25 protein-coding genes and 1 tRNA gene are annotated in these 25476 nt (G+C 56.1%); 14 read left to right on the top strand and 12 right to left on the bottom strand.

Annotated elements, in window-relative coordinates; genetic code table 11:
* Positions 1-30: 30 nt before the first annotated feature.
* From yihA to rpmH, 9 genes are all read right to left on the bottom strand, one after another.
* Positions 31-684, bottom strand: coding sequence for a ribosome biogenesis GTP-binding protein YihA/YsxC (yihA, locus tag AC2FLG_RS07875; protein ID WP_142639735.1), 654 nt, complete (start codon positions 682-684; stop codon positions 31-33).
* The gene (locus AC2FLG_RS07870; protein WP_496705772.1) at positions 681-1418 is read right to left on the bottom strand and encodes an MOSC domain-containing protein; all 738 of its coding nucleotides are present in this window, start codon (positions 1416-1418) and stop codon (positions 681-683) included. The genes yihA and AC2FLG_RS07870 overlap by 4 nt, the downstream gene beginning before the upstream one ends.
* Positions 1415-3244, bottom strand: coding sequence for a membrane protein insertase YidC (gene yidC, locus AC2FLG_RS07865; RefSeq protein WP_496705770.1), 1830 nt, complete (start codon positions 3242-3244; stop codon positions 1415-1417). The genes AC2FLG_RS07870 and yidC overlap by 4 nt, the downstream gene beginning before the upstream one ends.
* A 123-nt stretch (positions 3245-3367) precedes the next feature.
* Positions 3368-4912, bottom strand: a complete 1545-nt coding sequence (locus tag AC2FLG_RS07860) for a putative bifunctional diguanylate cyclase/phosphodiesterase (protein ID WP_496691916.1) — start codon at positions 4910-4912, stop codon at positions 3368-3370.
* Between the two features lie 73 nt (positions 4913-4985).
* Positions 4986-5879: a tRNA 2-thiocytidine(32) synthetase TtcA gene (ttcA, locus tag AC2FLG_RS07855; protein WP_496705768.1), complete on the bottom strand. Its 894-nt coding sequence runs from the start codon at positions 5877-5879 to the stop codon at positions 4986-4988.
* A gap of 44 nt (positions 5880-5923) precedes the next feature.
* Entirely contained in the window at positions 5924-7531 is a 1608-nt protein-coding gene (locus AC2FLG_RS07850; protein WP_496705766.1) for an acyl-CoA dehydrogenase family protein, read from the bottom strand.
* A gap of 66 nt (positions 7532-7597) precedes the next feature.
* Positions 7598-7834 (bottom strand): membrane protein insertion efficiency factor YidD, encoded by a 237-nt coding sequence (yidD, locus tag AC2FLG_RS07845; RefSeq protein WP_496705764.1) that lies wholly within the window; start codon positions 7832-7834, stop codon positions 7598-7600.
* Entirely contained in the window at positions 7831-8256 is a 426-nt protein-coding gene (gene rnpA, locus AC2FLG_RS07840) for a ribonuclease P protein component (protein ID WP_142639721.1), read from the bottom strand. Before rnpA ends, yidD begins: the two co-directional genes overlap by 4 nt.
* Positions 8257-8281: 25 nt before the next feature.
* Complete coding sequence (rpmH, locus tag AC2FLG_RS07835) at positions 8282-8416, bottom strand: 50S ribosomal protein L34 (protein WP_005632162.1); 135 nt, start codon at positions 8414-8416, stop codon at positions 8282-8284.
* A gap of 296 nt (positions 8417-8712) precedes the next feature.
* On the opposite strand from rpmH, the gene AC2FLG_RS07830 reads away from it, so the two are divergent.
* The 4 genes from AC2FLG_RS07830 (at position 8713) to AC2FLG_RS07815 (ending at position 12407) form a co-directional block, all read left to right on the top strand.
* The gene (locus AC2FLG_RS07830; protein WP_271952047.1) at positions 8713-9444 is read left to right on the top strand and encodes a TVP38/TMEM64 family protein; all 732 of its coding nucleotides are present in this window, start codon (positions 8713-8715) and stop codon (positions 9442-9444) included.
* Positions 9445-9446: 2 nt separating this feature from the next.
* Positions 9447-10865 carry a dihydrolipoyl dehydrogenase family protein gene (locus AC2FLG_RS07825; protein ID WP_496705762.1) on the top strand — a complete coding sequence of 473 codons (1419 nt, stop codon included), beginning with the start codon at positions 9447-9449 and terminating at the stop codon, positions 10863-10865.
* An 18-nt stretch (positions 10866-10883) separates the two neighbouring features.
* The gene (locus tag AC2FLG_RS07820; RefSeq protein WP_142639715.1) at positions 10884-12266 is read left to right on the top strand and encodes an ATP-binding protein; all 1383 of its coding nucleotides are present in this window, start codon (positions 10884-10886) and stop codon (positions 12264-12266) included.
* A gap of 64 nt (positions 12267-12330) precedes the next feature.
* Positions 12331-12407 (top strand) — tRNA-Arg (locus AC2FLG_RS07815).
* 885 nt (positions 12408-13292) lie between these two features.
* Here AC2FLG_RS07815 and AC2FLG_RS07810 read toward each other — a convergent pair.
* A complete protein-coding gene (locus AC2FLG_RS07810) occupies positions 13293-14180 on the bottom strand; it encodes a LysR family transcriptional regulator (protein WP_496705753.1) in 888 nt (295 codons plus the stop codon).
* 122 nt (positions 14181-14302) lie between these two features.
* On the opposite strand from AC2FLG_RS07810, the gene cuyA reads away from it, so the two are divergent.
* Together cuyA and cuyB are read left to right on the top strand one after the other, a co-directional pair.
* Positions 14303-15316 (top strand): D-cysteate sulfo-lyase, encoded by a 1014-nt coding sequence (gene cuyA, locus AC2FLG_RS07805; RefSeq protein WP_496704054.1) that lies wholly within the window; start codon positions 14303-14305, stop codon positions 15314-15316.
* A 3-nt stretch (positions 15317-15319) separates the two neighbouring features.
* A complete protein-coding gene (gene cuyB, locus AC2FLG_RS07800) occupies positions 15320-16021 on the top strand; it encodes a cysteate racemase (RefSeq protein ID WP_496705751.1) in 702 nt (233 codons plus the stop codon).
* Positions 16022-16082: 61 nt separating this feature from the next.
* Here the strand turns inward: cuyB and AC2FLG_RS07795 are convergent, their stop codons facing one another.
* Positions 16083-16982 (bottom strand): LysR family transcriptional regulator, encoded by a 900-nt coding sequence (locus AC2FLG_RS07795; protein ID WP_281995973.1) that lies wholly within the window; start codon positions 16980-16982, stop codon positions 16083-16085.
* Positions 16983-17235: 253 nt separating this feature from the next.
* On the opposite strand from AC2FLG_RS07795, the gene AC2FLG_RS07790 reads away from it, so the two are divergent.
* The 4 genes from AC2FLG_RS07790 (at position 17236) to AC2FLG_RS07775 (ending at position 21578) form a co-directional block, all read left to right on the top strand.
* On the top strand, positions 17236-18201 hold the full coding sequence (locus AC2FLG_RS07790) for an ABC transporter substrate-binding protein (RefSeq protein ID WP_142639707.1): 966 nt from the start codon (positions 17236-17238) through the stop codon (positions 18199-18201).
* 67 nt (positions 18202-18268) lie between these two features.
* Positions 18269-19324, top strand: coding sequence for a quaternary amine ABC transporter ATP-binding protein (locus AC2FLG_RS07785; protein WP_271952026.1), 1056 nt, complete (start codon positions 18269-18271; stop codon positions 19322-19324).
* Complete coding sequence (locus AC2FLG_RS07780) at positions 19321-20862, top strand: ABC transporter permease (RefSeq protein ID WP_496705750.1); 1542 nt, start codon at positions 19321-19323, stop codon at positions 20860-20862. Before AC2FLG_RS07785 ends, AC2FLG_RS07780 begins: the two co-directional genes overlap by 4 nt.
* Positions 20859-21578 carry an alpha/beta fold hydrolase gene (locus AC2FLG_RS07775; protein ID WP_496705748.1) on the top strand — a complete coding sequence of 240 codons (720 nt, stop codon included), beginning with the start codon at positions 20859-20861 and terminating at the stop codon, positions 21576-21578. The genes AC2FLG_RS07780 and AC2FLG_RS07775 overlap by 4 nt, the downstream gene beginning before the upstream one ends.
* A gap of 354 nt (positions 21579-21932) precedes the next feature.
* Here AC2FLG_RS07775 and AC2FLG_RS07770 read toward each other — a convergent pair whose 3' ends face one another.
* Positions 21933-22694, bottom strand: coding sequence for an IclR family transcriptional regulator (locus tag AC2FLG_RS07770; RefSeq protein ID WP_496703447.1), 762 nt, complete (start codon positions 22692-22694; stop codon positions 21933-21935).
* Between the two features lie 72 nt (positions 22695-22766).
* Here AC2FLG_RS07770 and AC2FLG_RS07765 point away from each other — a divergent pair, with 72 nt between their 5' ends.
* The 4 genes from AC2FLG_RS07765 (at position 22767) to AC2FLG_RS07750 (ending at position 25464) form a co-directional block, all read left to right on the top strand.
* Positions 22767-24122, top strand: coding sequence for a selenium-binding family protein (locus tag AC2FLG_RS07765; protein WP_496705746.1), 1356 nt, complete (start codon positions 22767-22769; stop codon positions 24120-24122).
* Positions 24119-24487: a 2Fe-2S iron-sulfur cluster-binding protein gene (locus AC2FLG_RS07760; RefSeq protein ID WP_496705745.1), complete on the top strand. Its 369-nt coding sequence runs from the start codon at positions 24119-24121 to the stop codon at positions 24485-24487. Before AC2FLG_RS07765 ends, AC2FLG_RS07760 begins: the two co-directional genes overlap by 4 nt.
* The gene (locus AC2FLG_RS07755; RefSeq protein WP_496705743.1) at positions 24488-24952 is read left to right on the top strand and encodes a CoA-binding protein; all 465 of its coding nucleotides are present in this window, start codon (positions 24488-24490) and stop codon (positions 24950-24952) included.
* 122 nt (positions 24953-25074) lie between these two features.
* The gene (locus AC2FLG_RS07750) at positions 25075-25464 is read left to right on the top strand and encodes a rhodanese-like domain-containing protein (protein ID WP_496705741.1); all 390 of its coding nucleotides are present in this window, start codon (positions 25075-25077) and stop codon (positions 25462-25464) included.
* Positions 25465-25476: the final 12 nt, after the last annotated feature.

The raw sequence follows: 25476 nt of genomic DNA, 5'->3' as shown, positions 1-25476 counted from the left end.
GGCCTTTGAAAGGTGCTGCCAAGGGCCAAGCTATTCCAGATGCGTGATGATCGAGCGCAACGTTGGGATACCATCGCCTTTTTCGGACGACGTCAGCACGATTTCGGGGAAAGCGGCGGGGTGTTTTGACAGGGCCGAGCGGACCTGGTTCAGAACCTTTTCGCGTTCATTGGCCTTGACCTTGTCTGCCTTGGTCAGCACGCATTGAAAGGTTACGGCACTGGTGTCCAGCAGCTTCATAATCTCGGCATCAACAGGCTTTACCCCATGGCGCGCGTCAACCAGGACAAAGGCCCGGCGCAGGGTCTGTCGGCCACTGAGATATTGTTTCAGCAACCGCTGCCACTTTTCCACCACCTTAACCGGCGCATTGGCATAGCCATAGCCGGGAAGGTCGACCAGATACAGCTCCGGCCCTTGGGTGAAAAAGTTGATTTCCTGCGTGCGGCCCGGCGTGTTCGATGCACGCGCCAGCCCCTTGGTGCCGGTCAGCGCGTTGATCAGGCTGGACTTGCCAACATTGGAGCGGCCCGCAAAGCAGACCTCAAGCCGGTCAGGGTCGGGCAGCCCACTCATGGCGACGACACCTTTGACAAACTCGGACGGGCCTGCAAACAGCTTGCGCCCGCGCTCCAACGAGAATTCATCGGGATCTTGGGCCAGAGGGAAGGGTAGGGTGCTCATAACGGTATCACCTTGTCACCGACCGAGATTACCCCGCCGCGAACCACTTCGGTATAGATGCCGAAATCCTGATGGCCCCAGCTGTTCAGCGCGCCCAAAGTGTCGGCATCGCGGTCGCCGGTATCGGGGTTCGCAGTGGTCGCCAAACAGCGCACAATCCGCTCGCGGCCACGGAACACGGCCTCACCGATTTGCAACTCGCGGTCGAGCCAGTCGAATTCTTCCCATAGGGGCAGGCCATCGAACCAGATGTTACCGCGCCAGCGTTTGATTGATAGGTCTTGCCCCAGTTTTTGTTCAACCGCCCGGTGAGAGGCCATGTTGCATAGGCTGATTGACGGGAAATCGCTGTCTGTCATCCCACGCCCTGGTATTCGAACGATCCGGGCAGATGCCGCCCTGTCCGCGGGCATCAGCGGGCGCACCCAATCCAGAAAAACGTCCTGTTCCCGATCCGGGTCAAAGGTTAGATCGGGGCGATCGGGGTGGGTCAGGGTCAGCAGATCCGCATCCAGCTTGGCGGAAATGGCCATCAGAACTGGGGCTTTTGACCCTCGGCTGAAATTGACGCAAGGTACCCATTTCGTGCCATCGGCCTTTGACGCTTCGTGCGCAACTGCCCAAACGCGATCCCCGGGCATTGTCTGCCCGGGGGTCACTGTCACGGTCTGCACGGCTTCGTGGCCGTGGCTTTTCATAGGATGCCGCCAAATATGGGTGACTTCAGCCGTCATTTGTCATCCGTCTTGGCGGCGCGCTTGAAACCGGATTTGATGTTGCCAAATACATCCGGTTTATAACCTTGGCTGCGCATGATCAGATACTGTTGGGTAAAGGTGATCGTGTTGTTCGCGATCCAGTACACCACAAGGCCGCTGGCAAACCCACCGAGCATGAACATGAAGACCCAGGGCATCCAGGCAAAGATCATTGCCTGTGTCGCGTCTGTTGGTGCCGGGTTCAGCTTTTGCTGCAGCCACATCGAAATCCCCAGCAACAGTGGCAGGATGCCGATGAAGATCAGCGCCATAAGGGTGTCAGGTTGCGGCCCGGCCCAAGGCAGCCAGCCGAAGAAGTTCATGATTGACGTTGGATCCGGTGCGCTGAGATCCTGAAACGGGCCAAACCACGGTGCTTGACGCAGTTCGATGGTGACAAAGATCACCTTATACAGCGAGAAGAAGATAGGGATCTGCATCAGGATCGGCAAACAGCCCGCGGCGGGGTTAACCTTTTCCTTCTTGTACAGTTCCATCATACCTTGCTGCATTTTCTGACGATCGTCACCAGCGGCCTCTTTCAGGGCCTCCATCTGCGGCTGCAGTTCCTTCATCTTCGCCATCGAGACATAGGACTTGAACGCCAGCGGGAACAAGATCGCCTTGATGATCAGGGTCAGGCCGATGATCGACCAGCCCATGTTGCCGATCTGGGCGTTAATGTTGTGCAGCAGCCAGAAGATCGGCTTGGTCAGGAAATAGAACCAGCCCCAGTCGATGCTGTCGATGAACTTTTGAACGCCTTCGGCCTGATATTCACGAATGGTTTCCCATTCTTTGGCACCGGCAAACAGCTGGGTTGTGACCTCTTCAGTAGCCCCAGGTGCGACAAGCAATGTCGGCAGTACAGTTTCCGTCTGATAGATCTTGCGACGGGCATCGTATTTGGCTGCTGCCTTGAAGGTCGTGCCCTCAGCCGGGATCAGGGTGGTCATCCAATAGTGATCAGTAAAGCCGACCCAGCCACCGTCTTTGACCTGAAAGACCTCGGCTTGCGCCCGTTCGTTCGGATCAATATCAAAGTCGCGCACATCGCCATAGTCGATTTCATCCAGAACACCGTCGGCCATGACCATCACGCCTTCATGCAGGATGAAGAAATTCTTCAGTCCGGGCAGGTCGCCATCTTCGCCGATGCCATGGCGGGCGAGGATGCCATATGGCGCCATGCCGACCTCGGCTTGTGTGTTGTTTTCCACCGCTTGTGTGACTTCGAACATATAGTTCTCGTCTACCGAGATGGTACGGCGGAAGGTCAGGCCATTGCCATTCTCCCACTTCAACGTAACTGGAGCGTTCACCCCAAGTGTTTCACCATTTTCGACCATCCAGACCGTGTTCGGCCCGGGTACGTCCGTGCCGGTGACACCAGCGCCAGGCGCCCATCCGTAGAGCGCATAATATGCAGATTCAGATCCGACCGGAGAGAACAGTTCGACAATCGGTGCGTCGTCCTGGATCGAGACTTTATAATCCTTCAGGTACAATTCATCGATGCGGCCACCGGACAACGACAGGCTGCCCTCAAGGCGGGGCGTGTCGATCTTGATCCGCGCGGCCTCGGACCCGGGCAGCGTTTCTTCTGCGCTCGCCGTGGCTTCGCCTACGGTGCCCGCGCTCGAGGCGCTGGGGGTCTGAACCTCATCGCTTTTGATGGCGCTGATTTCAGCCTGATCAGTAATGGTGGTTTGCTCGGGCGGTGGAAACAGCACGAACCAAACCAGGATCACGACAAAGCTGAGCGCGGTTGCGAGGATGAGATTCTTGTTCTGATCGTCCATCTGGGACAGCCACCTTAAGCAGTGAAACACACCCGGTGGGTTCAACAGAGTGCAGCCCCAAAGGTCAAGCGGATTCGCCCGCCTTATGGTTCCAGATTGGGCTTTTGTGGTGAAAACCTGCGATCAGGAACCCGCTTGCCGTCCAATCTTGGGAATGCCTTTGACTTTGTTCTGGTGGGCCGAGATCCAATCCATGGTCTTTTCGAACGGCATGGGCTTGCCAATGCCAAAGCCTTGAACGTGGTCACAACCTAGCTGTGCCATCAACGCGTGCTCACCGGTGGTTTCAACACCCTCGGCGAGTGTTTCCACATTCAACCTTTCGGCCATAGTCAGAATTGCACTGACCAATTGTTGTTGCGATGCATCACTGTCCGCCTTGGCCACAAAAGTTCGGTCTATCTTGATCCGCGTCACATCAAACCGTTTGATCGAGGCGATCGAGGCATGTCCAGTGCCGAAATCATCCAGATCGATACAACAGCCAAGTGCTGCAAGGCTGGTCACGTTGCGGGTAATCACATCGTCCGGACGTCGCGAAAACACGGTTTCCAGAATTTCGACAGCCAGTCGGTCGGGCGTCAGGTCGTTTTGGTCCATTTCCCATTTCAATCGGTCCAGCAGAGCGGGGTCTCGTAGCTCGTCCGAAGAAAAGTTGATTCCGATTCGTGGGACGTGAATCCCGTTCCGGCCCCAGTCGCACATCGCGGAGAATGCATGATGCCGCATCGTCTGGCCAAGCCTCTCCATCAGCTCGGCCTGTTCGGCAAAAGGCAGAAATATCTGTGGGTTCAAGATGCCTTTTTGCGGGTGCTCCCAGCGGGCCAGGGCTTCAAACCCCGTAACCCGCCCTGTATCTGTGGAAACCTGAGGCTGAAACCAGGGGCGGATTTGTCCGTTGTCCAGCGCAGCCTCGAACTCTTTGCGAAGGTTGGCCCTGATATTGGATCTACGGCGGGTTTCGTTTGAAAAGGCGCGGATCGTTGAGGGCCCATTACGCTGAGCTTCGCATAGCGCAGCAGATGCGGCATCAATCCAATTTTCAAACCCGGATCCGCGAATTGCGGATTGCAGGCAAAAACCGATTGAACACGAGACATAGGCAGTGGTGCCGTTTAGGGTGATCGGCTCTTCAACGGCGGATTGGATGCGGCCCGACATCTGAATACAGGCTTCGAGATCGAGATGCTGTGACGGGCGCAGGCCGATGGCAATTCTGCACTCGTCTAATCGTGTCGCAATATCGCCGGTTCGAATGACCGAGAAGATGCGGTCACAAAATTGGCTGGACAGATGGGTCGCGGCCGCATTTCCGTGCAGGTCAACAAATTCTGTGAACCCGTCTAAGGCCATAATCATACAAGCCGATCCCATGTTATCGTGATCGGTACGGTCAAAGAAATTTTCAAGTTCGGCGGCAAACTTATCCGTTGGCGCGAGTCTTCCGTGATGGTGCAGTGGAGAGATGCGTGCAGTTTGCGTGCGTCTGACTGAGGCGAAGGCGACGATCAGCAACGGAAGGCTTAGTGCCACAACGACAAGCGCACGTTCTCCACCGATCCAGAAAGCCGCAAGCGAAATGGCGGGAGCAAAGGCCAGCACCGGCGGGCCACTCAGATATGTGGTGAGAGTATCGAGAAATTGATCAACGGAAACAGATTTCCTCATCGGTTCGTCTTCGCCTTTACCTTGAGCATCTTGCGCTCAGGTCAAACCGTAGAAAATCAGTCTGAGTCACTCGTTAACGCAGCTGTGGAATATCATCCGTTTTTTCAGTTTTTTCGTTCGAATTGATGGAAAGATTAACAAAATCACACAATTTCGGGTCCAAAAGGTGCGAAGGGCGCGCATTGGTTAAGGCGCGGAACATCACTTGCCGCCGTCCGGGGCTGTTTTTTTCCCACTGATCGAGAATCTGTTTGACCTGTTGGCGTTGTAACCCGTCCTGGCTGCCGCACAGGTCACAAGGAATGATCGGGTAGTTCATCGCATTGGCAAATTTCTCGCAATCCGCCTCGGCGACATGGGCAAGGGGGCGAAAGACGAACAGGTCGCCTTCTTCGTTCACCAGCTTTGGCGGCATCGTTGCTAGACGGCCGCCGTGGAACAGGTTCATGAAAAACGTCTCAAGGATGTCGTCACGGTGATGACCCAGCACCACGGCCGAGCAGCCCTCTTCCCGCGCGATGCGGTACAGGTTGCCCCGGCGCAGGCGCGAACATAGCGCGCAAAAGGTGCGGCCTTGGGGAACCTTGTCCATGACGACCGAGTAAGTGTCCTGATATTCGATGCGGTGCGGTACACCCATGCGTTCCAGAAACTCGGGTAGGACGGTAGCGGGAAAACCCGGTTGGCCCTGATCCAGATTGCAAGCCAGCAGATCGACCGGTAGTAGGCCGCGCCATTTCAGCTCGTACAGAACCGCTAGCAAGGTATAGCTGTCCTTACCGCCTGACAGGCAGACCAACCAACGGGGTGGTTTGCCGTCTTTCTCATGCGCGGACGGGTCCACCATGCCATAGTGTTCGATGGCTTCGCGGGTGTGGCGCACGATGCGTTTGCGCAGCTTCTTGAACTCGGTGGTCGAAGGCGCGCCGGCAAACAGCGGATGGATATCGTCAGCTTCGTCAAACATGCGCTGCCCCTACAGCAGATGGCGTATCCGGGCAAGTGTGCGGGTCAGCCCAACCGCGCAAGCAGGGCACCAGTGTCCAGCCCGGACACCGAACCGGGGATGCGGCCATTGTTACCTGTCAGCCGAGACGCCACAAATCCATCAGCGACCGGCTCGGGCGCTTGGCGTATCAGTTGAGAGGCCGTCAGCAGCAAGGCAGTGCGCTCCGCAAACCAGCGCGCCTCGGCTTCGGGTGGGATATTGGTCCAGCGGGCGCGGTGGTCCCTCAGCGCCGCATCATAGTGGCGGTTCACTCCGGTTGCCGCCTCAAGCTCGGCCTGCAGGACCTGGGCGGCCAAGGGGTCGCGCGCCAGGGTGCGCAGGATATCCAGACAGATCACATTGCCCGAACCTTCCCAGATGCCGTTCAAAGGGGCTTCACGGTAGAGCAGGGGCAGGGGGGTGTCCTCGACATAGCCCATGCCGCCCAACACCTCCATGGCTTCGACCACGACGGCTGGACAGCGTTTGTTGTTGAGGAATTTGGCGAGTGCAACAGCGATGCGGGCAAAGGCTTTGTCCTCGGGTGTATGACTGTCAAAAGCCTGCGCCACACGCATTCCCAGTGTCAGCGCCCCCTCCCAGTCCAGCACGAGATCGGCCAGAACGATGCGCATCAGGGGTTGGTCAATCAACCGGCGCTGAAAGGCGCTGCGATGGCTGACCCAGTAATGCGCTTCGCTGAGGGCCGCCCGCATCAGACCTGCCGGGGCCATTGCAGTGTCGAGCCGTGTGTGATGCACCATCTCCAGGATTGTGCGCACACCCGCGCCCTCATCGCCAAGCTGATAGGCCAGCGCATCATGGTATTCAATCTCGGCCGAGGCGTTGGACCGATTGCCCAGCTTGTTCTTCAGCCGCATCAGGTGGATTGCGTTGCGTTCGTCGTCCAGCCAGCGGGGCACAAGGAAACAGGTCAGACCGCCGGGGGTCTGGGCAAGTGTCAGGAAACCGTCGGACATCGGGGCCGAGCAGAACCATTTATGCCCGCGCAACCGCCAGTGATCTCCGTCGCGTGTGGCCGTCGTGGTATTGGCGCGAATGTCCGAGCCGCCCTGTTTCTCAGTCATCGCCATACCCAGCGTGGCGCTTTTTTTGGAGGCGATAGGAGCGATAGAGGAATCGTGGTTCCATTCTGTCAATCTGGGAACCCAGATCGAGGCAATCTCTTCATTCGCCGCAAGTGCTGGAACGGCGGCGTAAGTCATGGTCAGCGGGCAGCAATGTCCGGGTTCGACTTGACTGGCAAGGTAGACCATGGCGGCGTGGGTTGCGTGACCATTCGGTAGGTCAGACCAGGCAACGGCTGCGTATCCGGATGATTGACTGAGTTGCATCAGGTGATGGTATGAATGAGTGAAACGCACTTCATCCAGGCGGCGTCCACCTTGGTCAAACAGAACAAGTTCTGGGGAGTGGAAATTGGCCTCGCGCGCCATGTCTCTCACTGCAGCACGCCCAAGGTCTGCACCATAGTTGCGAAGAATAGAGCTTCGCGCGCCTGCCACATTTTGCAGTACTGGGTCAGAGGCCCAAAGGTCTAAATCTGCTCGCACAGGCGGCTGGTTCAGAACGTCATGCGTGGGTAGGGAATGGCGCGCGTCAGATGTCATCTGGCCCTCGAATTGAACAGCACAACTGTTCAGCGAAGGTGCGCTCCGGTCAAGTCCGACGACGGGTCAGGAGTGATCTTCACGGTCCGGAACCGGATCATACCCCTCACCACCCAAAGGGTGGCAGCGCCCAATCCGTCGCGCGGCCAGCCATGTGCCTTTGATGGCACCGTGTTTTTCCAGTGCCTCCAACGCATAGGCCGAGCATGTAGGCTGATAGCGGCAGTTGAACCCGACCCAAGGGCTGAACATCAACCGGTACGCCCGAATGGGTAAGGCAAGGATATGCGAGAGCAATGTCATTTCCGCGCAGCATGGACTTTACGCAGAGCATAGCGCAAATCATCCAGCAGCGCCGCATAGGGGCGTCCGGCTGTGACATCGGCGCGACCGATCAGCACGTAATCCCAGCCGTCCTGCCCCTTCTCAGGCAGTACCGCGCGCGCAGCTTCGCGCAGGCGTCGCTTGGCCCGGTTGCGAGCCACGGCATTGCCGACCTTTTTGGAACAGGTGAAGCCGACGCGAATCCCGTCCGCCTCGCCCTCGGCGCGTTTGCGCGCCTGCACCATCATTGATGATGTGCCCTGCCGACGCGCACGCGCAGCGTTCAGGAATTCGGATCGTTTCCTGAGAATGGTCAAAGTTTCGGATGCGCAAACGGACGCCGCCGGGGGCGTATCCCCAGGTTGGTTCTTACCATCCTCAGGGGCCTCCGGCGGCGTCATGTTCATAACCTGATCGGTGAGCGGTTTATGCGCTCAGCGACTTGCGGCCACGTGCGCGGCGCGAGTTCAGGATCTTGCGGCCGGCCTTGGTGGCCATGCGCGCGCGGAAACCGTGGCGGCGTTTGCGAACCAGGTTCGAAGGCTGATAGGTGCGTTTCATCGCTCCGTCTCCAATCTATTCGGTCGGGTGCAGCGCGGATTCGCCTGCCCGTGGTGTTCGAAGCCCGTCCTCTACTGCCAAGCGGGGGGTAAGTCAAACCCCTTGGTGGGGGTTTTGCAGCCTTTTGCAACAATTCTATAATCCCGCGCGTTAAAAGATTTCAAAAATACGGATTTTAGGCACAAAACCCTCACATTCACTGTCGAAAAGATCAAGGCAGCGTGAGGCCCCTGTTGCCCGGGCGCGTGACGTCGCATGTTGAGGCCAGAATGAGACGCACAAAACCGGACACCATTATGAGCGATACAACTCAGGCCCCGCGCAGCGGGCTTGCGCGACATATTCCTTTGCTGGTGATTCTTGCCGTAGCCGCTGTGGGTTACTTTACACTGGGTGAATACCTGACTTTTGAAACCCTGCGCGACAACCGAGAGGCCCTTTTGGGTTGGCGTGATGCCAATTACTGGGCAATGGCAGGTGCGTTCATAGCGATTTACATTGCCATCGTTGCGTTCTCGCTGCCCGGCGCTGCGGTGGCATCGATGACCGGAGGGTTCCTGTTTGGCCTTTTCGCAGGCACGGTCTTCAACATTTTTGCAGCAACCATCGGCGCCTCGGTGATCTTTCTGGCGGCGCGCTGGGGGTTGGGGGCGTCCTTGACGGCGCGTCTTGAGGCCTCGGAAGGCACGATCAAAAAGCTGAAGGACGGCCTGCGCGAGAATGAGATCTCGGTCCTGTTCCTGCTGCGCCTTGTCCCGGTGGTTCCGTTCTTTGTGGCCAATCTGGTGCCGGCGCTGGTGGGGGTGAAGTTCCGCAACTTTCTGTTCACCACGGCGCTGGGCATCATTCCCGGTGGCATCGTTTATACTTGGATCGGCGTCGGGCTGGGCGGTGTATTCGACCGAGGTGAAACGCCGGATGTCTCACTGCTGTGGGAGCCTTTTGTCATCGGCCCCATCATCGGCTTGTGTGTGCTGGCGGCTCTGCCCATTCTGATCAAAACGCTGCGCGGCCAAAAGGACAGCTGATCATGCAAGAACTGAAATCCGATATCCTGGTGATCGGGGCCGGGTCAGGTGGGCTGTCGGTCGCCGCGGGGGCGAGCCAGATGGGTGCGGATGTGATCCTGCTGGAAGGTCACAAGATGGGCGGCGATTGTCTGAATTTCGGCTGCGTCCCGTCCAAGGCCCTGATTGCCAGCGGCAAGGCCGCCTATGGGCAGGCGCATGCCTCGGCGCTGGGTGTGGCGGATGTGGTGCCACAGGTGGATTACGCCGCCGCCAAGGACCACGTGCATGATGTGATTGCGCAGATCGAGCCGATGGACAGCCAAGAGCGGTTCGAAGGCTTTGGCGTCAAGGTGATCCGGGAATTTGGCAGCTTCGTCTCTCCAACACAGGTACAGGCGGGGGATCACCTGATCGCCGCGCGGCGGGTTGTGATTGCAACAGGTTCATCCCCCTTGGTCCCGCCGATACCCGGTTTGGACAAGGTGCCGTATTATACCAACGAGACTATCTTTGATCTGCGCGACAAGCCCGATCATCTGCTGATCATCGGCGGTGGCCCCATCGGGATGGAGATGGCGCAGGCGCATATTCGGCTCGGTTGCAAGGTCACAGTCATCGAAGGGCAAAAGGCGCTGGGCAAGGATGACCCCGAGGCGGCAGAGGTCGTGCTGGACAGTTTGCGCGCCGAGGGCGTTGCGATCCATGAACAGGCGATGGTGGCACAGATTCGCGGCTCCGATGGCGCGGTTGAAGTGGTGACCGAGAACGGCGAGATCTTCTCGGGCACGCATCTGCTGCTGGCTGCGGGGCGAAAGGCCAATACCGACCGCCTCAACCTTGCCGCTGCCGGGATCGAGCCCATCCGAACCGGCATCAAGGTCGATGACACCCTGCGCACCACGAACCGCAGGGTCTATGCGATCGGAGATGTCGCGGGTGGGCTGCAATTCACTCATGTGGCGGGCTATCACGCGGGGATTATCATTCGTTCGGCGCTGTTTGGGCTGCCCTCCAAGGCGAAAACCGCACATATCCCCTGGGCGACCTACACCGACCCCGAGCTGGCGCAGGTTGGCCTGACCGAGGTGCAGGCGCGCGCCGAGCATGGCGATAAGATGGAAATTGCGCGGTTTGACTATCACCACAACGACCGCTCCATTTCCGAGCGTAAAACGAATGGTTTCATCAAGGTCATGGTCGTCAAAGGCCGTCCGGTAGGGGCCACAATCGTTGGTCATCAGGCGGGCGAACTGATCAACTTGTGGTCGCTGGCCTTGGCCAATAATCTGAAGATGGGGCAGGTCGCCGCGATGGTTTCGCCCTATCCGACGATTGGAGAGCTTAACAAACGGGTGGCGGGCGCTTATTTCTCTCCAAGGCTGTTTGAGAATCAAACGGTTAAACGTGTGGTCAGGTTCGTCCAGCGCTGGATGCCCTGACCTGGAAGGGAGAGCAATGTGAACTCGCTGTCAGGCCGATTTCTGATCCTGACGACGGTCTTCGTGATGTTGGCCGAGGTTCTGATTTTTGTCCCTTCGATTGCGCGATTCCGCGAAGATTTCCTGCTGAACCGGCTGGAGCGCGCTCAGATCGCATCGCTCGCTTTGTTGGCCGATGATATGCTGGCCGAGGACCTTGAGGCTGAACTGCTGGCCAATGCGGGCGTCTATAACGTGGTTCTACGGCGAGACGAGATGCGCCAGTTGATGCTGTCCTCTCCTATTCCAGGGCAGATCAGCAAGACCTATGACCTGCGTGACGCGCGACCATGGGTTTTGATCCGGGATGCTGTCGTGCGGTTGTTCACGCCGGAAAATGAAGTCATCCGTGTAATTGGCGAGCCTGTGAAAGGCGCAGGTCTGCTGATTGAGGTGACGACTGACAGCATGCCTTTGCGTATGGCGATGACGGATTATGGGTTACGCATTCTGGGCCTGTCATTTGTGATTTCGATCATCACGGCTTTTTTCCTGTTTCTTGCGGTTCGGGTGGTTCTGGTAAAGCCCATCAAAAGCGTTGTCGGATATATGCAGCGCTATGCCAGCGCCCCCGAAGATGCCCGTGGAATCATCTCACCGGATTCCAAAGTGACCGAGCTGCGCGAGGCCGAAGAGGCGCTGAAACAGTTGCAAACCGAACTGACCCAGGCCCTGAAACAGCGCGAGCGTCTGGCGCAGCTGGGCGGGGCTGTGGCCAAGGTAAGCCACGATCTGCGCAACATTCTGACCTCGGCCCAGCTGTTTACCGACCGGATCGAATCCAGCGAAGACCCGTTGGTGCGTCGCATGGCCCCTAAGCTGGTGAACTCGATCACCCGAGCGGTAACCCTGTGCGAAAGCACATTGGCATTTGGCCGCGCTGAAGAACCTGCACCGTCGCTTACACTGGTTCCGCTCCGCACTGTGGCCGAGGATGTGGTTGCTAGCGAGAAACTTGCCGTTGCCGATGCCTGTGTCGAGATCATCAATGATGTGCCGGAAGAGTTGGTCGTACGAGCTGATCCTGAACAGATTTTCCGTGTCATGATGAATCTCGTTCGAAATGCCCGTCAGGCGCTGGTTGCATCAGGAAAGCCCGGTCGGATCACCCTGTCCGGGCAAGAGCAGGACGCCAACTGGTGTATTCAGATCAGCGACACAGGGCCGGGCCTGCCGGCCAAAGCGCGTGAAAATCTGTTCACACCCTTTCAGGGTGGCGTCCGCAAAGGCGGGTCGGGTCTGGGCTTGGCGATCTCACAGGAACTGTTGCGGGGCCATGGGGGTGACCTTGTTCTGACCGAGACAGGGTCAACAGGTACCACCTTTGAAATTCGCCTCCCGCGGGGCGATGGGGCTTTTTGAATTATTTTTACAGAATCAACTTGCACGTCCCGAATACCGGGTCTACATAGCGCCTCACCAACGCGGACCGATAGCTCAGCTGGATAGAGTACTTGACTACGAATCAAGGGGTCGGGGGTTCGAATCCTCCTCGGTCCGCCACTGGTTTCCTGTTGAACGTCACACGAACCTGACCCAACCGTCATAGTTGGACCAGAAAAGCAGTGAACGTTCGACATCAGAAGGCGCCCCAACGTTGGACATCAGTTGAATTTGACCTTTGCGTCATCAACTAGCACGCCGCCCCCATTTCATACTCCCGCAGACAGTTTGGTTTGATCTGATCCCCCCTCTAGGAAAATCAAAGCTGATTTGTAGGTCTGACAGCGAAGCTGCCTATTCCTGCTGATCTGCCACGTGGCGAACGCGGATGGAGGCGAGGCAATGCTATTCGACGGGGGTGGCGCGGCCCGCAGGCACAGCCGAGGACACGGTTCTGTCTAATAGGGTTGCCCGAGGGGGAAGGCAGCGTCTTTCCCCTGATGGCCAGGGGCGTTTGGCTAGTCCAAATCCCGCTGGCCCCAAGACAAGTGCGACGGTGTGGGCTGCGCCGTAACTCTTTGCGCCAGAACACGTTGTTTTTCTAAAGAATGGGCGGAATGCGGAAGTTTGCCGCAGACGCCAAAGGCAATTAGTACGGGAGTGGAAGCAGACGTTAACGGGAAGATGGCTCGACCAATTGAAAGCGAAGCGCCGACTGATTGAAAGTCCTAGCTGCCAGGGCGGAAAGCAGACGTTCGCCGCGTATTCGAATTTCAAAAACCACAACGGTCAAAGTGGCCACTCGCTTGTATCGCTTCTTTGGCAGCTGGGCATGTTCGAGAGACGACTGCTGCCAGGATCAGGTGTTTAGGATGTAGCAGTATTTGCGATAACGAAGCGTTTTGCGTGTGGGCTTCGTTTTTTTCGGAAGGGTGTGTAAGGGAAAATCAAGCCCTTCTGATTAGGGGCGGCTTGCCATTTGGGATAGAGAGTGCAGAGGGAAAACTAGAAACTTAAAATGTCTTCAAGTTGTTTCCATATTTGCTCTGCGTGATCTGGCTGAGATTCTGCCAAGCGGACTACCCTGATTGCCAGAAGCTGTGTGGGCAGCACGTCGTCAATACACACAAGCGCGCCCTCAGAAAGGTGGGTCGCCACTAGAGAGCGGGGCAACCACGCGATGCCGATTTCATTCAAGGCGTATTGTAGTATGGCCAACGTAAGTGCGGTTTCAGCTCTGGGTACTGCGGTTTTACCTTCAGGTAATCGCGGCGCAATCATTCTGGAATAGACCTGCCCGAGAAAGACTTCGGGCGGGTAGCTGATTGTAGGAATTACGTCTTCCGTCACTTGCGTGCGCACAGTAGGCGCACAGACTGGAATCAAAGTATCCATCCCGAGTGTTTTGGTTTCAAACGCGTTAGCGGGTTCTTGAATACTGTCATCAGGCACCGCGTACATGATGGCAAAATCAACTTCTTTTGAAATCAGATGCATCAGGCACTCGTCTTGATTTCCTGAACGCACACGAACCGAGATTTCGCCAGCTTCAGTTAAAACACGAACAATTTCGGGTGAAATTGTCGTGGTGAGCGCGTGTTGGCAAACAAAAGACAGCGATTTGCCTAGCTGATCACTCGCTGTCTTTAAGGTGTGTCGAAGCCTCTGCAGCCGGGTGCTGAGTTCACGTAATTCAAATTCCAGTTCCCGCACGCCTGGCATCAAAGAGACTGGCTTGCGGCGGCGATCAAACAGCGTTGCGCCGATGTTGTCTTCGATAAGCCGCACCCGCCGAGTAAACGCAGATTGCGTCAGCAATCGCTTTTCAGCGGCGCGGGCGAGAGAGCCGCTATCAAGCACGGCTAATATATCATCGATCCACTCAAGACGCATGGCGGATCGATAGTGCAGTTCGTGACAACATGCAATTCCTGCAATTTATGTACCGAAGTTCGAATTATGAATGCGCCTCAGCGCGTAGTAACTTGACAAAAGCAAATATTAGGAACCATGACATGCACCTTGCCCGTTTTCCCCGCCTGCATCTTGCCCATCTTCCAACACCGCTTGAACACATGACTCGATTGTCAAAAGAGCTGGGGGTCGAAATATGGATCAAACGCGATGATTGCACCGGTATGTCGACCGGCGGCAACAAGACCCGCAAGCTTGAATTTCTAATGGCTGAGGCCGAAGCGCAGGGTGCCGACATGGTGATGACCCAAGGGGCCACGCAAACCAATCACGGTCGGCAGACGGCTGCATTTGCCGCCAAGCTGGGGCTTGCTTGTCACATCCTTTTGGAGGATCGCACCGGTTACCAAAATGGAAACTACAATACGAACGGTAACGTCCTTCTAGACCATTTGCATGGCGCAACTACCGAGAAGTTTCCCGGCGGCCACGACATGCCGGGTGAGATGGAAAAAGCAGCCGAAAAGAAGCGCGCGGAAGGGCACAATGTCTATGTCATTCCTGGCGGCGGATCGAACCCGACCGGCGCACTTGGCTATGTTAACGCGGCCTTCGAACTGTTGGCACAAGCAAATAACAGTGGTTTGCAAATTGACAGATTGGTGCATGCAACCGGTTCTTCAGGAACGCAGGCCGGATTGGTGACGGGCATGTGTGCCATGAATGCGCAGGTGCCCGTTCTGGGCATCGGCACAAGGGCGCCTCAGCCCAAGCAAGAACAGATGGTTTTTGACCTCGCCTGCAAAACTGCTGAAAAACTGGGCTGCGCAGGTGTGGTCAAGCGCGAAGACGTGAAGGCCAATACTGACTATGTCGGCGAGGGTTATGGCCTGCCAACGACAAGCGGCATAGAGGCGATCCAGATGTTTGCAGAGCTCGAAGGCATCCTTCTCGATCCGTGCTATTCCGCCAAGGGTGCAGCCGGTCTGATTGATCTTGCACGGAAGGGTGAGTTCAACGGCGAACGGATTGTGTTCCTGCACACAGGGGGTGCCGCAGCCCTTGGGGGGTATGATTTTGCCTTTGATCATCAAAACCGCTGGGTGACTGTCTGAACCATGACACTGCGCCCGGTTGGAATTCTTGGCGGTATGGGCCCCGAAGCGACTATCCTCCTCCAGCGCAAGCTGGTGGCGGACGTACCCGCAACTGATGACCAAGACCACATACCTTTGTTGATCGACATGAACCCGCAGGTGCCGTCGCGGGTTCGTCATCTGCTCGAGGGCGTCGGAGAGGATCCGGGGCCGACACTTGCCGCTATGGCGCGTCGGCTTGAAGAAGCTGGAGCCTTGGCGCTGGCGATGCCGTGCAACACCGCCCATCACTATGCCAAGGCGATTACGGATTCCGTGGACATCCCCTTGCTGAACTTGATCGAACTGGCAGCTGAATATGCAGCTCGGACGCTTGGGTCAGGGGGATGTATCGGAATGCTTGCCTCGCCAGCCGTACAACGTACTTATCTATTCGAGACAACGCTGCAAACGCGCGGGCTTTCGGTTGTTTGGCCGGCAGACGATGAAAAAATGCTTGCAGCGATCCGAAAAATTAAGACTGACGGCCCGTGCAATGAAGGGCGCGAAACACTAAGAGTTGCCTCGAAAGAACTTGTTGCCGCAGGGGCCGACCTGCAGCTTGTGGCTTGCTCAGAATTCTCGCTCATCGCTGATAGTGTTGCGGCCGAGGTCAATGCCATTGATACGATTGACCTGCTTGTCCAGGCGATTGTCGAATTTTCCCACGCAGGGCAAGTTTAGGCGATTGAATAAGTGCGCCACAGCGTTCGGAGGCAATCTGTAAGTCAACAGATACCTTTGTTCATAATTGGTCCCAAAGCTGTTGCGCTGTCTGATCAAAGGTCGCCGGATTGGCAAATGCGGAAATCGTCAAGGTGGCACACCACGCGTCATCGCCGATTGGCACCAGCAATCCTGCGTCCAGCTCTGGCGAAATCGCGGTTTCGGGCATCCAGGCAAAGCCGCTTCCGGTAATCAGGCGTCTCTTGATTGTCTCAACCAGACTATCAACATAAATCGTCTCGGCGTTCAGGGGTTTGCGGTCTATGGTATTTTCTACAACCATGCCTAAAAACGAAGAACGGTCATATGCCAGATAGGGGATGGGTGGGCCATCCTGCTCTGCGAGACTCCAACCCATGGCACGCGCTGAATTAGCTGTAGCCACTGGCACCAGACGATCCTTTAACAGGTCTTTTCGCTCAAATGCGGTTTCATCAATCATCGGTGAAACCGAGTGGTGATTGTAACACAAGAGAATGTCCACTGCGCCCTCGACCAACAGGTCACAGCAGGTGCTTAGGGAATCGGACAATACTCGAGTGCGCAGATCGGGAATTTGCATCTGCAACTCTTCGATGCGACTTGCCAAAAAATTAACCGCGATCGTGTGGAGGACCGAAAACCGGATGAAACGGCTATCCCCACGATCGGCATCCCGCAGCGATTGACGGGATTCTGACAGTTGTGAGATCGCCGCTAAAGCGACCGGCAAGAATTGTTGACCTGCTTCTGTCAATTGAACAGGATAGGTGGCGCGATTGACCAGAGGCAGCCCGACCCAGCTCTCCAACGCTTTGATTCTACGACTGAATGCGGATTGTGTGATGTTGCGTTCATCGGAGGCTCGGGTGAAGTTCAGTGTCCGGGCGAGGCATTCAAAATCGCGCAGCCAGTTCAAATCCAATGTGTGTACCTGCATTTCCAAGGAAGCATTGGTCGAGCATACTCAAAACTATGCATTGCGGGAATAGTTTGATGAAATGTTCGAATTGGCCCTCAGAAAACCTCATGCTCTAGACTTCAAGCTAGGGCCTGGCGGTTTGTCCCCCTTTTCCCCTTCCGTCCGAAGTCGCAGCCCGAGACGACTTTGTACGACACCGCCGAGCGATGGGAATGAGATTGACTAAAAAAACGACGCCAAAATACGGCGCAATTCAACAGAGGAGACTATCATGAGAAACAAGCTAAAGGCATTTGGTATGGCAGCGGCGGTAGGTATCTATGCGATGCCCGCATTCGCGGCGGAAGAGGTTAAAATTGGTGTGCCGTCTTGGACCGGGGCGCAGGCAATCGCTCATCTTCTGGGTGCCGTTGTTGAAACGCGCATCGGCGGGACGGTTGAATATGTGCCCGGTAACAATGCAACCATCTTTCAAGCCATGGATCAGGGCAAAGGTGACATCGACGTGCATCCTGATGTGTGGCTACCCAATCAGGAAAGCTTTACCAAGAAATATGTAGACGAAGCGGGCACAGTAACCCTGTCGTCGAACCCCTATGAAGGCAATCAGGGCTTTTGCGTTAGTAAGGACTTTGGTGAGGCCAACAATATCACCGACATAGCTGATCTGGGCCGCCCTGACGTCGCTGCCCTGATGGATAGCGACGGCAATGGCAAGGGTGAGATGTGGATTGGCGCCCCGGGCTGGGCGTCGGCCAATGTGAATGAGGTTAAAACGCGCGACTACGGTCTGCTTGATTTCATCGAGCCCGTGCGTGCAGAAGAAAGCGTGAAGACCGCGCGTATCAAAGACAGCATCGCCAAAGGCGAGGGCTATGCCTTCTATTGCTACAAGCCACACGCGGTCTGGTACATGTTCGACGTTCAAATGCTGAGCGAGCCGACGTTCGACCCGGCAAAATACGTGATGGTGCAGCCATCGGACGATCCGGATTGGTATAGCAAATCCAGTGTTGCCACCAAAGACGCCCTGAAGAACGTCCAGATCGCATGGTCCAATACGTTGCCAGACCGATCACCTGCGATTGCTGATTTCTTCGCGAATTTCGCATTGACTGCAGATGATGTCAGCGGTTTCGCCTATGAGATCAGCGGCAAAGGTCGCGATCCGGCAGAGGTTGCCCGCGAATGGGTCGAAGCGAACCCGGATCGCGTCGACGCTTGGCTGGGTCTCTGATCCCACTTCCAGAAACAGGGTGGCGGCATCTGCTGGCGCCACCCAAAAGCAGATCTCTGGAGGACCTATGAGCGACGACACCGTTATCGAAATTTCGAATGTCTGGAAAATTTTCGGAGGCAGACCCGAGGTGGCGCTGCAGGCGATCCGCGACCGCGGGTTGGACAAGTCCCAAGTGCTGGCCGAATACAACTGTGTTGTCGGCGTCGCTGATGTCAGCCTGTCGGTAAACCGGGGTGAGATTTTTTGCATCATGGGTCTGTCAGGCAGCGGTAAATCCACCCTGGTTCGCCATTTCAACCGACTGCTGGAGCCGACAGCTGGTAAGATCGAAATCGAAGGCACTGATGTCATGGCCTTGGGGCCAAAAGAGCTTCAGCAGTTTCGCAACAACAAAATCGGTATGGTGTTTCAGAACTTTGCGCTGATGCCGCATCGGTCGGTGTTGGATAACGTGGCAATGCCACTGGAAATCCGACAGGTCAGCAAGAATGAACGCATGCGTCAGGCTGCTGCTATTCTCGATATTGTCGAACTGGGCGCCTGGGGGTCAAAGTTCGCACACGAGCTGTCCGGTGGCATGCAACAACGTGTGGGTCTGGCCCGCGCCTTGGCCGCCAACCCCGACGTGCTTTTGATGGATGAACCGTTTTCGGCCCTTGATCCGCTGATCCGGCGACAATTACAGGATGAATTCATCCGGCTGAGCAAGATTCTCAAGAAGACTACAATCTTCATTACCCATGACCTTGATGAAGCCGTCCGTATCGGCAATCGGATCGCCATCATGCGGGACGGCAAGGTGGTGCAGATCGGGACAGCCGAAGACATCGTGATGAACCCCGCTGATGACTATGTGGCTGATTTCGTTGCAGGTATTTCACGCCTCAAAGTGGTGCGCGCCCATGCGGTCATGCGGCCAATTCCAGAACATATTGCGGCCCATGGGCCGCTATCGGCGGATGCCCCGCGCGTGAATGAAGACGAAAATCTGAGCACGCTGATCAATCTGGCGATCGACAACAGTAGCGCAATCCTTGTGGAGGACGGCGGCGTGGATGTTGGCGTCATAACCCGTGCCGATCTGTTGCGCACCGTGATCGAAGGGACCGAAGTGTCATGAGCATTTCTGATGTGAACCCGCTGGAAGATACCGAAAGCGAAGCGGCCCTTGCCTATGCCGAAGAGCGGCGTGAAAACATTCGCACATTTGTACGCACCAGCCCTGACTACTATATCCGTAATTTCGACAAGATTGGTGCATCGTCCCGCTTTACACCAACTTTCAATCTGATGGCCGGATTGTTTGGTCCGGTCTGGTTCGGTGCGCGAGGTCTGTGGTCATGGGCGTTACCATTTCTGATCCTCGAAACAATAGCCTTTGTGCAGATTGCGCGAGGGTTGTTCGGCGATCTGGCAGCCGAGGCAATGGAGCGTATTGCATCGATTGAAGGGACGCTTGAACTGCGCCGTCAGCAATTGGCGGCGGCTATCGAAAACAACTCGGACAAGATCGATGTCTATCAGCGAACGGTGGACTCGCTTGAAGAAAACATAGGAGGTATCCGTGCCGAGGCCGAGGCGATGGCAGCTGAAGGTCCTTACATCATTCTAACCGGCCTGATCATACTGATCATCGTCAAATTCATACAGTCACAGGTGGCGAACTGGGCGCTTGAGGCGCGTTTCTCGGAGTGGCTATCGGATCGTTCGATCCGTTCGGCCATGCCGGTGTCGCAGATCGTGTTCAGCGCAATCTTCATGGCGTTAATCGTCGCCGCGGCAATGTTGCATTACAGCTTCCCAGGGCGCTTTTCACTGCTTAGCCATTTTCCGACAGACCCAAACATCCGCCTGACCAGTATCACTTGGGTAGAAGATTTCATCGCCTGGTGCGTACGCAACAGCGAGACCTTCTTTGATGGGCTGACATTCGGCATCCGCACTCTGTTGGATGCGCTAGAGGTCATACTGGTTCAGACGCCATGGATCGTGATTGCGAGCTTGATTATTCTGCTGACCTGGCTGACAGCGGGCATCAGAACGGCGATCTATTCGGGCGCATTTCTGGCCTATATGGGCCTGCTGGGTTTCTGGGAAGGTGCCATGACGACGCTGGCCTTGTTGGGGACAGCGGCGTGTCTGTCGATTGTTATCGGAATTCCGCTCGGCATGTTTGCTGCCCGTCGCCCACGGTTCTATGCGTTTATCCAGCCGATCATGGATTTCATGCAAACCATGCCAGCCTTCGTGTTCATGGTGCCTGTGATTGCGTTCTTCGGCGTTGGAAAGCCAGCGGCGGTTGTGGTCACGATGATTTTTGGCGGCACACCGGTGGTACGATTGACCGTTCTTGGTCTGCGTGGTGTACCAGAAAGCGTGCGCGAAGCAGCTATTAGTTTCGGTGCCAATAAGTGGTACTTGCTCACTAAGGTAGATCTTCCATTAGCAAGCCCATCGATCCGCGCGGGGATCAACCAGACGATTATGTTGTCGCTGGCGATGGTCGTCGTGGCCTCGCTGATTGGCGCCAAGGGGCTGGGTGAGGACGTGCTGGAAGCGTTGCAATATGCCAATGTGGGCCAAGGCATCCTCGCCGGGTTTGCGATCCTTTTCTGCGCCATGATCCTTGATCGCATTGTACAGGGTGGGCGCAAATGACACCTGTCGTATTCGTCCATGGATTTTTGGGCGGCAGTCGGCATTGGTTGGGGCAAGTCGATGCTCTGGCCGGTTTCAATGTCGTGGCCCTGGATCTACCGGGATTTGGTGAAAACGCACATCTCGAGGCCCCCGCCAGTATTGCGGGCTTTGCCGAGTGGGCGCTGAGAGAATTAAGCGCGCGTGGGATTGAGCGGTTTATCCTGATCGGCCATTCAATGGGCGGGATGATCGTTCAGGAAATGGTTGCCCGTGCACCCGACCGCATCGACCAGTTGGTGCTGTACGGAACCGGAACAATCGGCATTTTACCCGGCCGGTTTGAGACAATCGACACCTCAAAGCATCGGGCCAATACAGAAGGACCAAGAGCCACAGCCAGACGTATTGCGGCAACCTGGTTTCTTGATCGGGGAAAAGCTGCGGCCTATGAGGACTGTGCTATGATTGCAGAACAATGCAGCCTGCAAACCATGCTAATTGGGCTCGACGCAATGGAAAGTTGGAGCGGCGCCAAACATTTGGCGGATATCATGACCCGTACGTTGGTGGTTTGGGGTGACCGGGATCGGACCTATCCATGGAGCCAAACCGAACAATTGTGGCAATCAATTCCCGACGCCAACCTCGCCGTGATACCTGGATGTGCTCACGCGACGCATTTAGAGAAGCCGGGGCTCTTTAACTCGATACTGCGAGATTTTTGTACCGCCTGACAGCTTGTCTGCAGCCAAAATGTTAGAACGACCGCTGTCGTGACCAATACCGGTCTTTCCCGGATAGTGTAGATTTTGCTGCGAATGGGTATGCACGGGCAGCAAACGCCGGTTTGCAACGCTGTATTTCAGTAATCCGCTCGGTTGTAGAATGTCTCTTATGGGCCGTTCTGCCACGATGCTAGTTCTGCGAAACTGGCAGATGCCGCGCCGCATCTGAGGTCGGCTCTGAGCTCTTACTGACTGATGCTGCGAGACGTTCGAACGTCCGGCGTTGCTTTTTTTGTTTGTGTGGAGCGGAGGTCAGTTCAGATCAGATTTAGAAGAGGCCCACATTCGAAGACCACCTAAAAGTTAGCCTGATATTTTGGCATCCTGCGCCGCGTCCCAACCCAAATTTGCAGACATTTCACGCGCAATAAGGGAGATCTGGGGACCAAGTTTTTCGCGGAACGCTGGCGTAAAGACCCGTACCGATCCGGTTGCACCGATGGACATCGTGGAACCTGGCCCGCTTGGCGCAAGGGGAGCTGCCACCGAACACATGCCGCGCTCAATCTCTTCCACGCATTCTGCGAAGCCGCGATTGCGAATGGTGTCAAACTCGGCTTCCAAGTCCTGCACGTTTGTCAGGGTGAATTCGGTGTAGGCGCGCAGCCGGCCTTCCATTTCGCTGGTCAAAAACAAGTCGGGTGAGAATGCAGCAACGGCCTTAGAGCAGGAACAGGCATGCAAGGGTCGTTTCCCCAAACCGGGATGGAGATAGGAGACCCCAGTGTCAGGTGTTTCAACGTGAATAATTTCCACGGATTTTCCGCGCAGACGGGACAGGAAAAATGCGGTGCCATATTGTTTAGCGGCTTGCTTTAGCGCAGGCGCAATCACCTCTAGCAGTGCACGGTCAGAGTGGTCACTTTTCGTGATCCGCTTCAGGCGGGAGCCGATTGTGAATGTACCACGGGCAACAGGTTCCAGTAGACCCACACCGACGAGGTCCTGCACCAACCGGTAGGCAGACGGCTTAGGCAGGTCAGAATGAGCGCAAATCTCGGCCACTGTAGCCTCGCCCTTTTGTCCAACAACTTCGAGGATGAATGTCAGGCGTTCCAGATGCATATTTTTACCTTGCGAGAATCTTTTTATCGATTTACGAGAATCTTCAAATGATCGCAAGGGAGGAATGTGAAGATGAACGGAGCATGTTGTGGCCCGGGGTATGCAAGCCCTGCCGAGGCGATCAAAGCGCCGCGTGAAAAACTCTTGTACACAATTGCCATCTACACCGGTACCGGCATTCAAAAGCCGGACTACCTAGCCACCGTGGACGCCGACCCGGAAAGCCCGACCTATTCACAAGTCATCCATCGCTTAGAGATGCCCGGCATCGGGGATGAATTGCATCACATGGGCTGGAATGCCTGTTCTTCCTGCCACGACGACGCGGGCATGAGCCGTAAATACCTGCTGGTGCCAGGCGTGCGATCCAACAATATCTATGTGATCGACACCGCGACGGACCCGTTTGCTCTGCGCCTTCATAAGGTGATTGACGGGGCCGAGATCAAGTCAAAAACCAATCTGAGCGGCCCACACACCGTGCATTGTTTGGGCTCTGAGATCATCATTTCCTTCTTAGGTGACGCACAGGGCGAAGCGCCGGGTGGTTATCTGCACCTCAACAAAGAATTCGAGATCGTTGGTCGTTGGGAAAACTCAATGGGCGATATCCCGTTTGGTTATGACTTCTGGTACCAGCCGCGCCATAACGTGATGGTCAGTTCCGAATGGGCCGCACCCAACACATTCATGCCAGGGTTTGATTTGGAAGAAGTGGGCCACCTGAAATACGGTCGCCGCCTGCACATCTGGGATTTTGAGAAAAAGGTGCCGGTCGAGACGATGTATCTCGGCGAAGACGGCCTGATCCCGCTGGAGGTAAAGTTTCTGCATGATCCTGACAGTACACATGGGTTCTGCGGTGCCGCGCTTAGCGCCAATGTCATCCATTTCTGGAAGTCCGAAGCTGGGAAATGGGAATGGGAAAAGATCATTGATGTGGAGAATGAACCGCATCCCGAATGGCCTATTCCCGTGCCCGGTGTGATGTCGGCCATCCTTGTATCGATGGACGACAAATACCTTTACCTCAATAACTGGTTGCACGGCGATATGCGCCAGTACGACATCTCTGACCCGCATAATCCTGTTTTGACCGGGCAGGTTTGGATGGGCGGGCTTTTGGGCAAAGCGCCCGAGGTCAATGGCGTCAAAGTGGCAGGCGGGCCGCAAATGTATCAGCTCTCGCTTGATGGCAAACGGCTTTATGTCACGACCTCGCTGTTCTCGACCTGGGACAACCAGTTCTATCCGGAAATTCGCACCCAGGGCGGTGTCATGCTGATGATCGACTGTGATGTCGAAAACGGCGGTATGAAAATCAACGAAGATTTCGTTGTTGATTTTGGCAAAGAGCCAAACGGACCAAGCCGCTGCCATGAAACCCGCTATCCCGGTGGCGATTGTACAAGCGACATCTGGCTGTGAGCGAAACCCGCACAATCACAATCGCCAACCGCGATGATGCGACCTATCAGGTCGACGCCCGCCGTCCGTTGCTAGACGCTTTACGCGAACAGGGAGTCGATCTGCCCTATGGCTGCAAATACGGCGGCTGCATCACCTGTGCGGCCAAACTGACCGTTGGCGAAGTGGATCAGCGCAGGCAAGTGGCGTTGAACAATCGCCAGATCAACAATGGCTATGTTCTGCTGTGTGTGGCCCGCGCAGTGAGCGATTGCATATTGGAAATCGGCGTCGAAAGCCACGACAAACTTTATCGCAACCCCTTCCTTGATCCGCTGGAGCCGCATGAGCTGAAGGCGGATATCGCGACCCCTAAGGAGGCTTAAATGCCCGAAGCTGACATCGATCACCTGTATGATTACGCGCCCGAATATCTGGCGGACATCCTGCGTTCGGTCAAAACCATTGCGATGGTGGGGGCCAGTGGCGACAAGACCAAGTTCAGCTATGGCGTGCTGCGTGTGCTGCACGAAACGGGCTATGACATGATCCCTGTCAATCCAAACCCAAAGCTGATCGAAATTCGCGGCATACCTGTCGTTCATTCGCTGGAAGAGATCGGCCGGCCCGTGGATATGGTCGAGGTCTTCCGCCCGAAAGAGGAACTTTACGCGATCACCGAGAAAGCCATTGCAATCGGTGCCAAGGTGCTTTGGGGCCAAATCGGCGTTTATGATGACCGCGCGGCCGCGCTTGCCGAAGAAGCGGGGCTGAAGGTGGTGATGAACCGCTGCCCCAAGATCGAGCTGTTCCGCCCGTTCTGGAAGCCCCGTCTTGATCTCGCAATTTGACTGAGAGCGGCACAGAAACTCATGTGGCCTCTGCCTGCGCATACGGCTGTAGCGGTGCCATAAATTGGCCGCTCGACGTACTATTGGACTGGCTCAAAACCAATCGAAAAAGGAAACCAAACATGGCTCAGACGATCACCAAAAGCGCGAAAGACATCGTAAAGGTGGCCATGAAAGCGGTGCCTGCGATCAGTGCCGAAGAGGCATTGGCCTTGGTAGGCTCGCCCGATCACGTTTTTGTCGATCTGCGCGATGGTACGGAACAGGCCAAAACCGGCGTCATTGAGGGTGCTGTCGCATCGTCGCGCGGCATGATGGAATTCCACATCGACCCGGAAAATCCTGCGCACAAGCCGGAGTTCAGTCAATATAAGACTTACGTGTTCTATTGCGCATCGGGTGGGCGTTCTGCCATGGCGGCGGTGGTGGCCATGGATATGGGACTGTCGCCCGTTGTGAACCTGACCGGAGGCGTTGGCGCCTGGAAAAAAGCCGCGGGCGCGCTGGAATAAATCATGGAACCT

The organism is Ruegeria sp. CDSA193 (assembly GCF_059611885.1).
This window is presented reverse-complemented; position numbering and strand designations above follow the sequence as displayed.

Excerpts from the sequence above, each read along its gene's own strand:
- yihA (WP_142639735.1), bottom strand. The coding sequence starts at position 684 with ATGAGCACCCTACCCTTCCCTCTGGCCCAAGATCCCGATGAATTCTCG.
- AC2FLG_RS07870 (WP_496705772.1), bottom strand. The coding sequence starts at position 1,418 with ATGACGGCTGAAGTCACCCATATTTGGCGGCATCCTATGAAAAGCCAC.
- yidC (WP_496705770.1), bottom strand. The coding sequence starts at position 3,244 with ATGGACGATCAGAACAAGAATCTCATCCTCGCAACCGCGCTCAGCTTT.
- AC2FLG_RS07860 (WP_496691916.1), bottom strand. The coding sequence starts at position 4,912 with ATGAGGAAATCTGTTTCCGTTGATCAATTTCTCGATACTCTCACCACA.
- ttcA (WP_496705768.1), bottom strand. The coding sequence starts at position 5,879 with ATGTTTGACGAAGCTGACGATATCCATCCGCTGTTTGCCGGCGCGCCT.
- AC2FLG_RS07850 (WP_496705766.1), bottom strand. The coding sequence starts at position 7,531 with ATGACATCTGACGCGCGCCATTCCCTACCCACGCATGACGTTCTGAAC.
- yidD (WP_496705764.1), bottom strand. The coding sequence starts at position 7,834 with ATGACATTGCTCTCGCATATCCTTGCCTTACCCATTCGGGCGTACCGG.
- rnpA (WP_142639721.1), bottom strand. The coding sequence starts at position 8,256 with ATGACGCCGCCGGAGGCCCCTGAGGATGGTAAGAACCAACCTGGGGAT.
- rpmH (WP_005632162.1), bottom strand. The coding sequence starts at position 8,416 with ATGAAACGCACCTATCAGCCTTCGAACCTGGTTCGCAAACGCCGCCAC.
- AC2FLG_RS07830 (WP_271952047.1), top strand. The coding sequence starts at position 8,713 with ATGAGCGATACAACTCAGGCCCCGCGCAGCGGGCTTGCGCGACATATT.
- AC2FLG_RS07825 (WP_496705762.1), top strand. The coding sequence starts at position 9,447 with ATGCAAGAACTGAAATCCGATATCCTGGTGATCGGGGCCGGGTCAGGT.
- AC2FLG_RS07810 (WP_496705753.1), bottom strand. The coding sequence starts at position 14,180 with ATGCGTCTTGAGTGGATCGATGATATATTAGCCGTGCTTGATAGCGGC.
- cuyA (WP_496704054.1), top strand. The coding sequence starts at position 14,303 with ATGCACCTTGCCCGTTTTCCCCGCCTGCATCTTGCCCATCTTCCAACA.
- cuyB (WP_496705751.1), top strand. The coding sequence starts at position 15,320 with ATGACACTGCGCCCGGTTGGAATTCTTGGCGGTATGGGCCCCGAAGCG.
- AC2FLG_RS07795 (WP_281995973.1), bottom strand. The coding sequence starts at position 16,982 with ATGCAGGTACACACATTGGATTTGAACTGGCTGCGCGATTTTGAATGC.
- AC2FLG_RS07790 (WP_142639707.1), top strand. The coding sequence starts at position 17,236 with ATGAGAAACAAGCTAAAGGCATTTGGTATGGCAGCGGCGGTAGGTATC.
- AC2FLG_RS07785 (WP_271952026.1), top strand. The coding sequence starts at position 18,269 with ATGAGCGACGACACCGTTATCGAAATTTCGAATGTCTGGAAAATTTTC.
- AC2FLG_RS07780 (WP_496705750.1), top strand. The coding sequence starts at position 19,321 with ATGAGCATTTCTGATGTGAACCCGCTGGAAGATACCGAAAGCGAAGCG.
- AC2FLG_RS07775 (WP_496705748.1), top strand. The coding sequence starts at position 20,859 with ATGACACCTGTCGTATTCGTCCATGGATTTTTGGGCGGCAGTCGGCAT.
- AC2FLG_RS07770 (WP_496703447.1), bottom strand. The coding sequence starts at position 22,694 with ATGCATCTGGAACGCCTGACATTCATCCTCGAAGTTGTTGGACAAAAG.
- AC2FLG_RS07765 (WP_496705746.1), top strand. The coding sequence starts at position 22,767 with ATGAACGGAGCATGTTGTGGCCCGGGGTATGCAAGCCCTGCCGAGGCG.
- AC2FLG_RS07755 (WP_496705743.1), top strand. The coding sequence starts at position 24,488 with ATGCCCGAAGCTGACATCGATCACCTGTATGATTACGCGCCCGAATAT.
- AC2FLG_RS07750 (WP_496705741.1), top strand. The coding sequence starts at position 25,075 with ATGGCTCAGACGATCACCAAAAGCGCGAAAGACATCGTAAAGGTGGCC.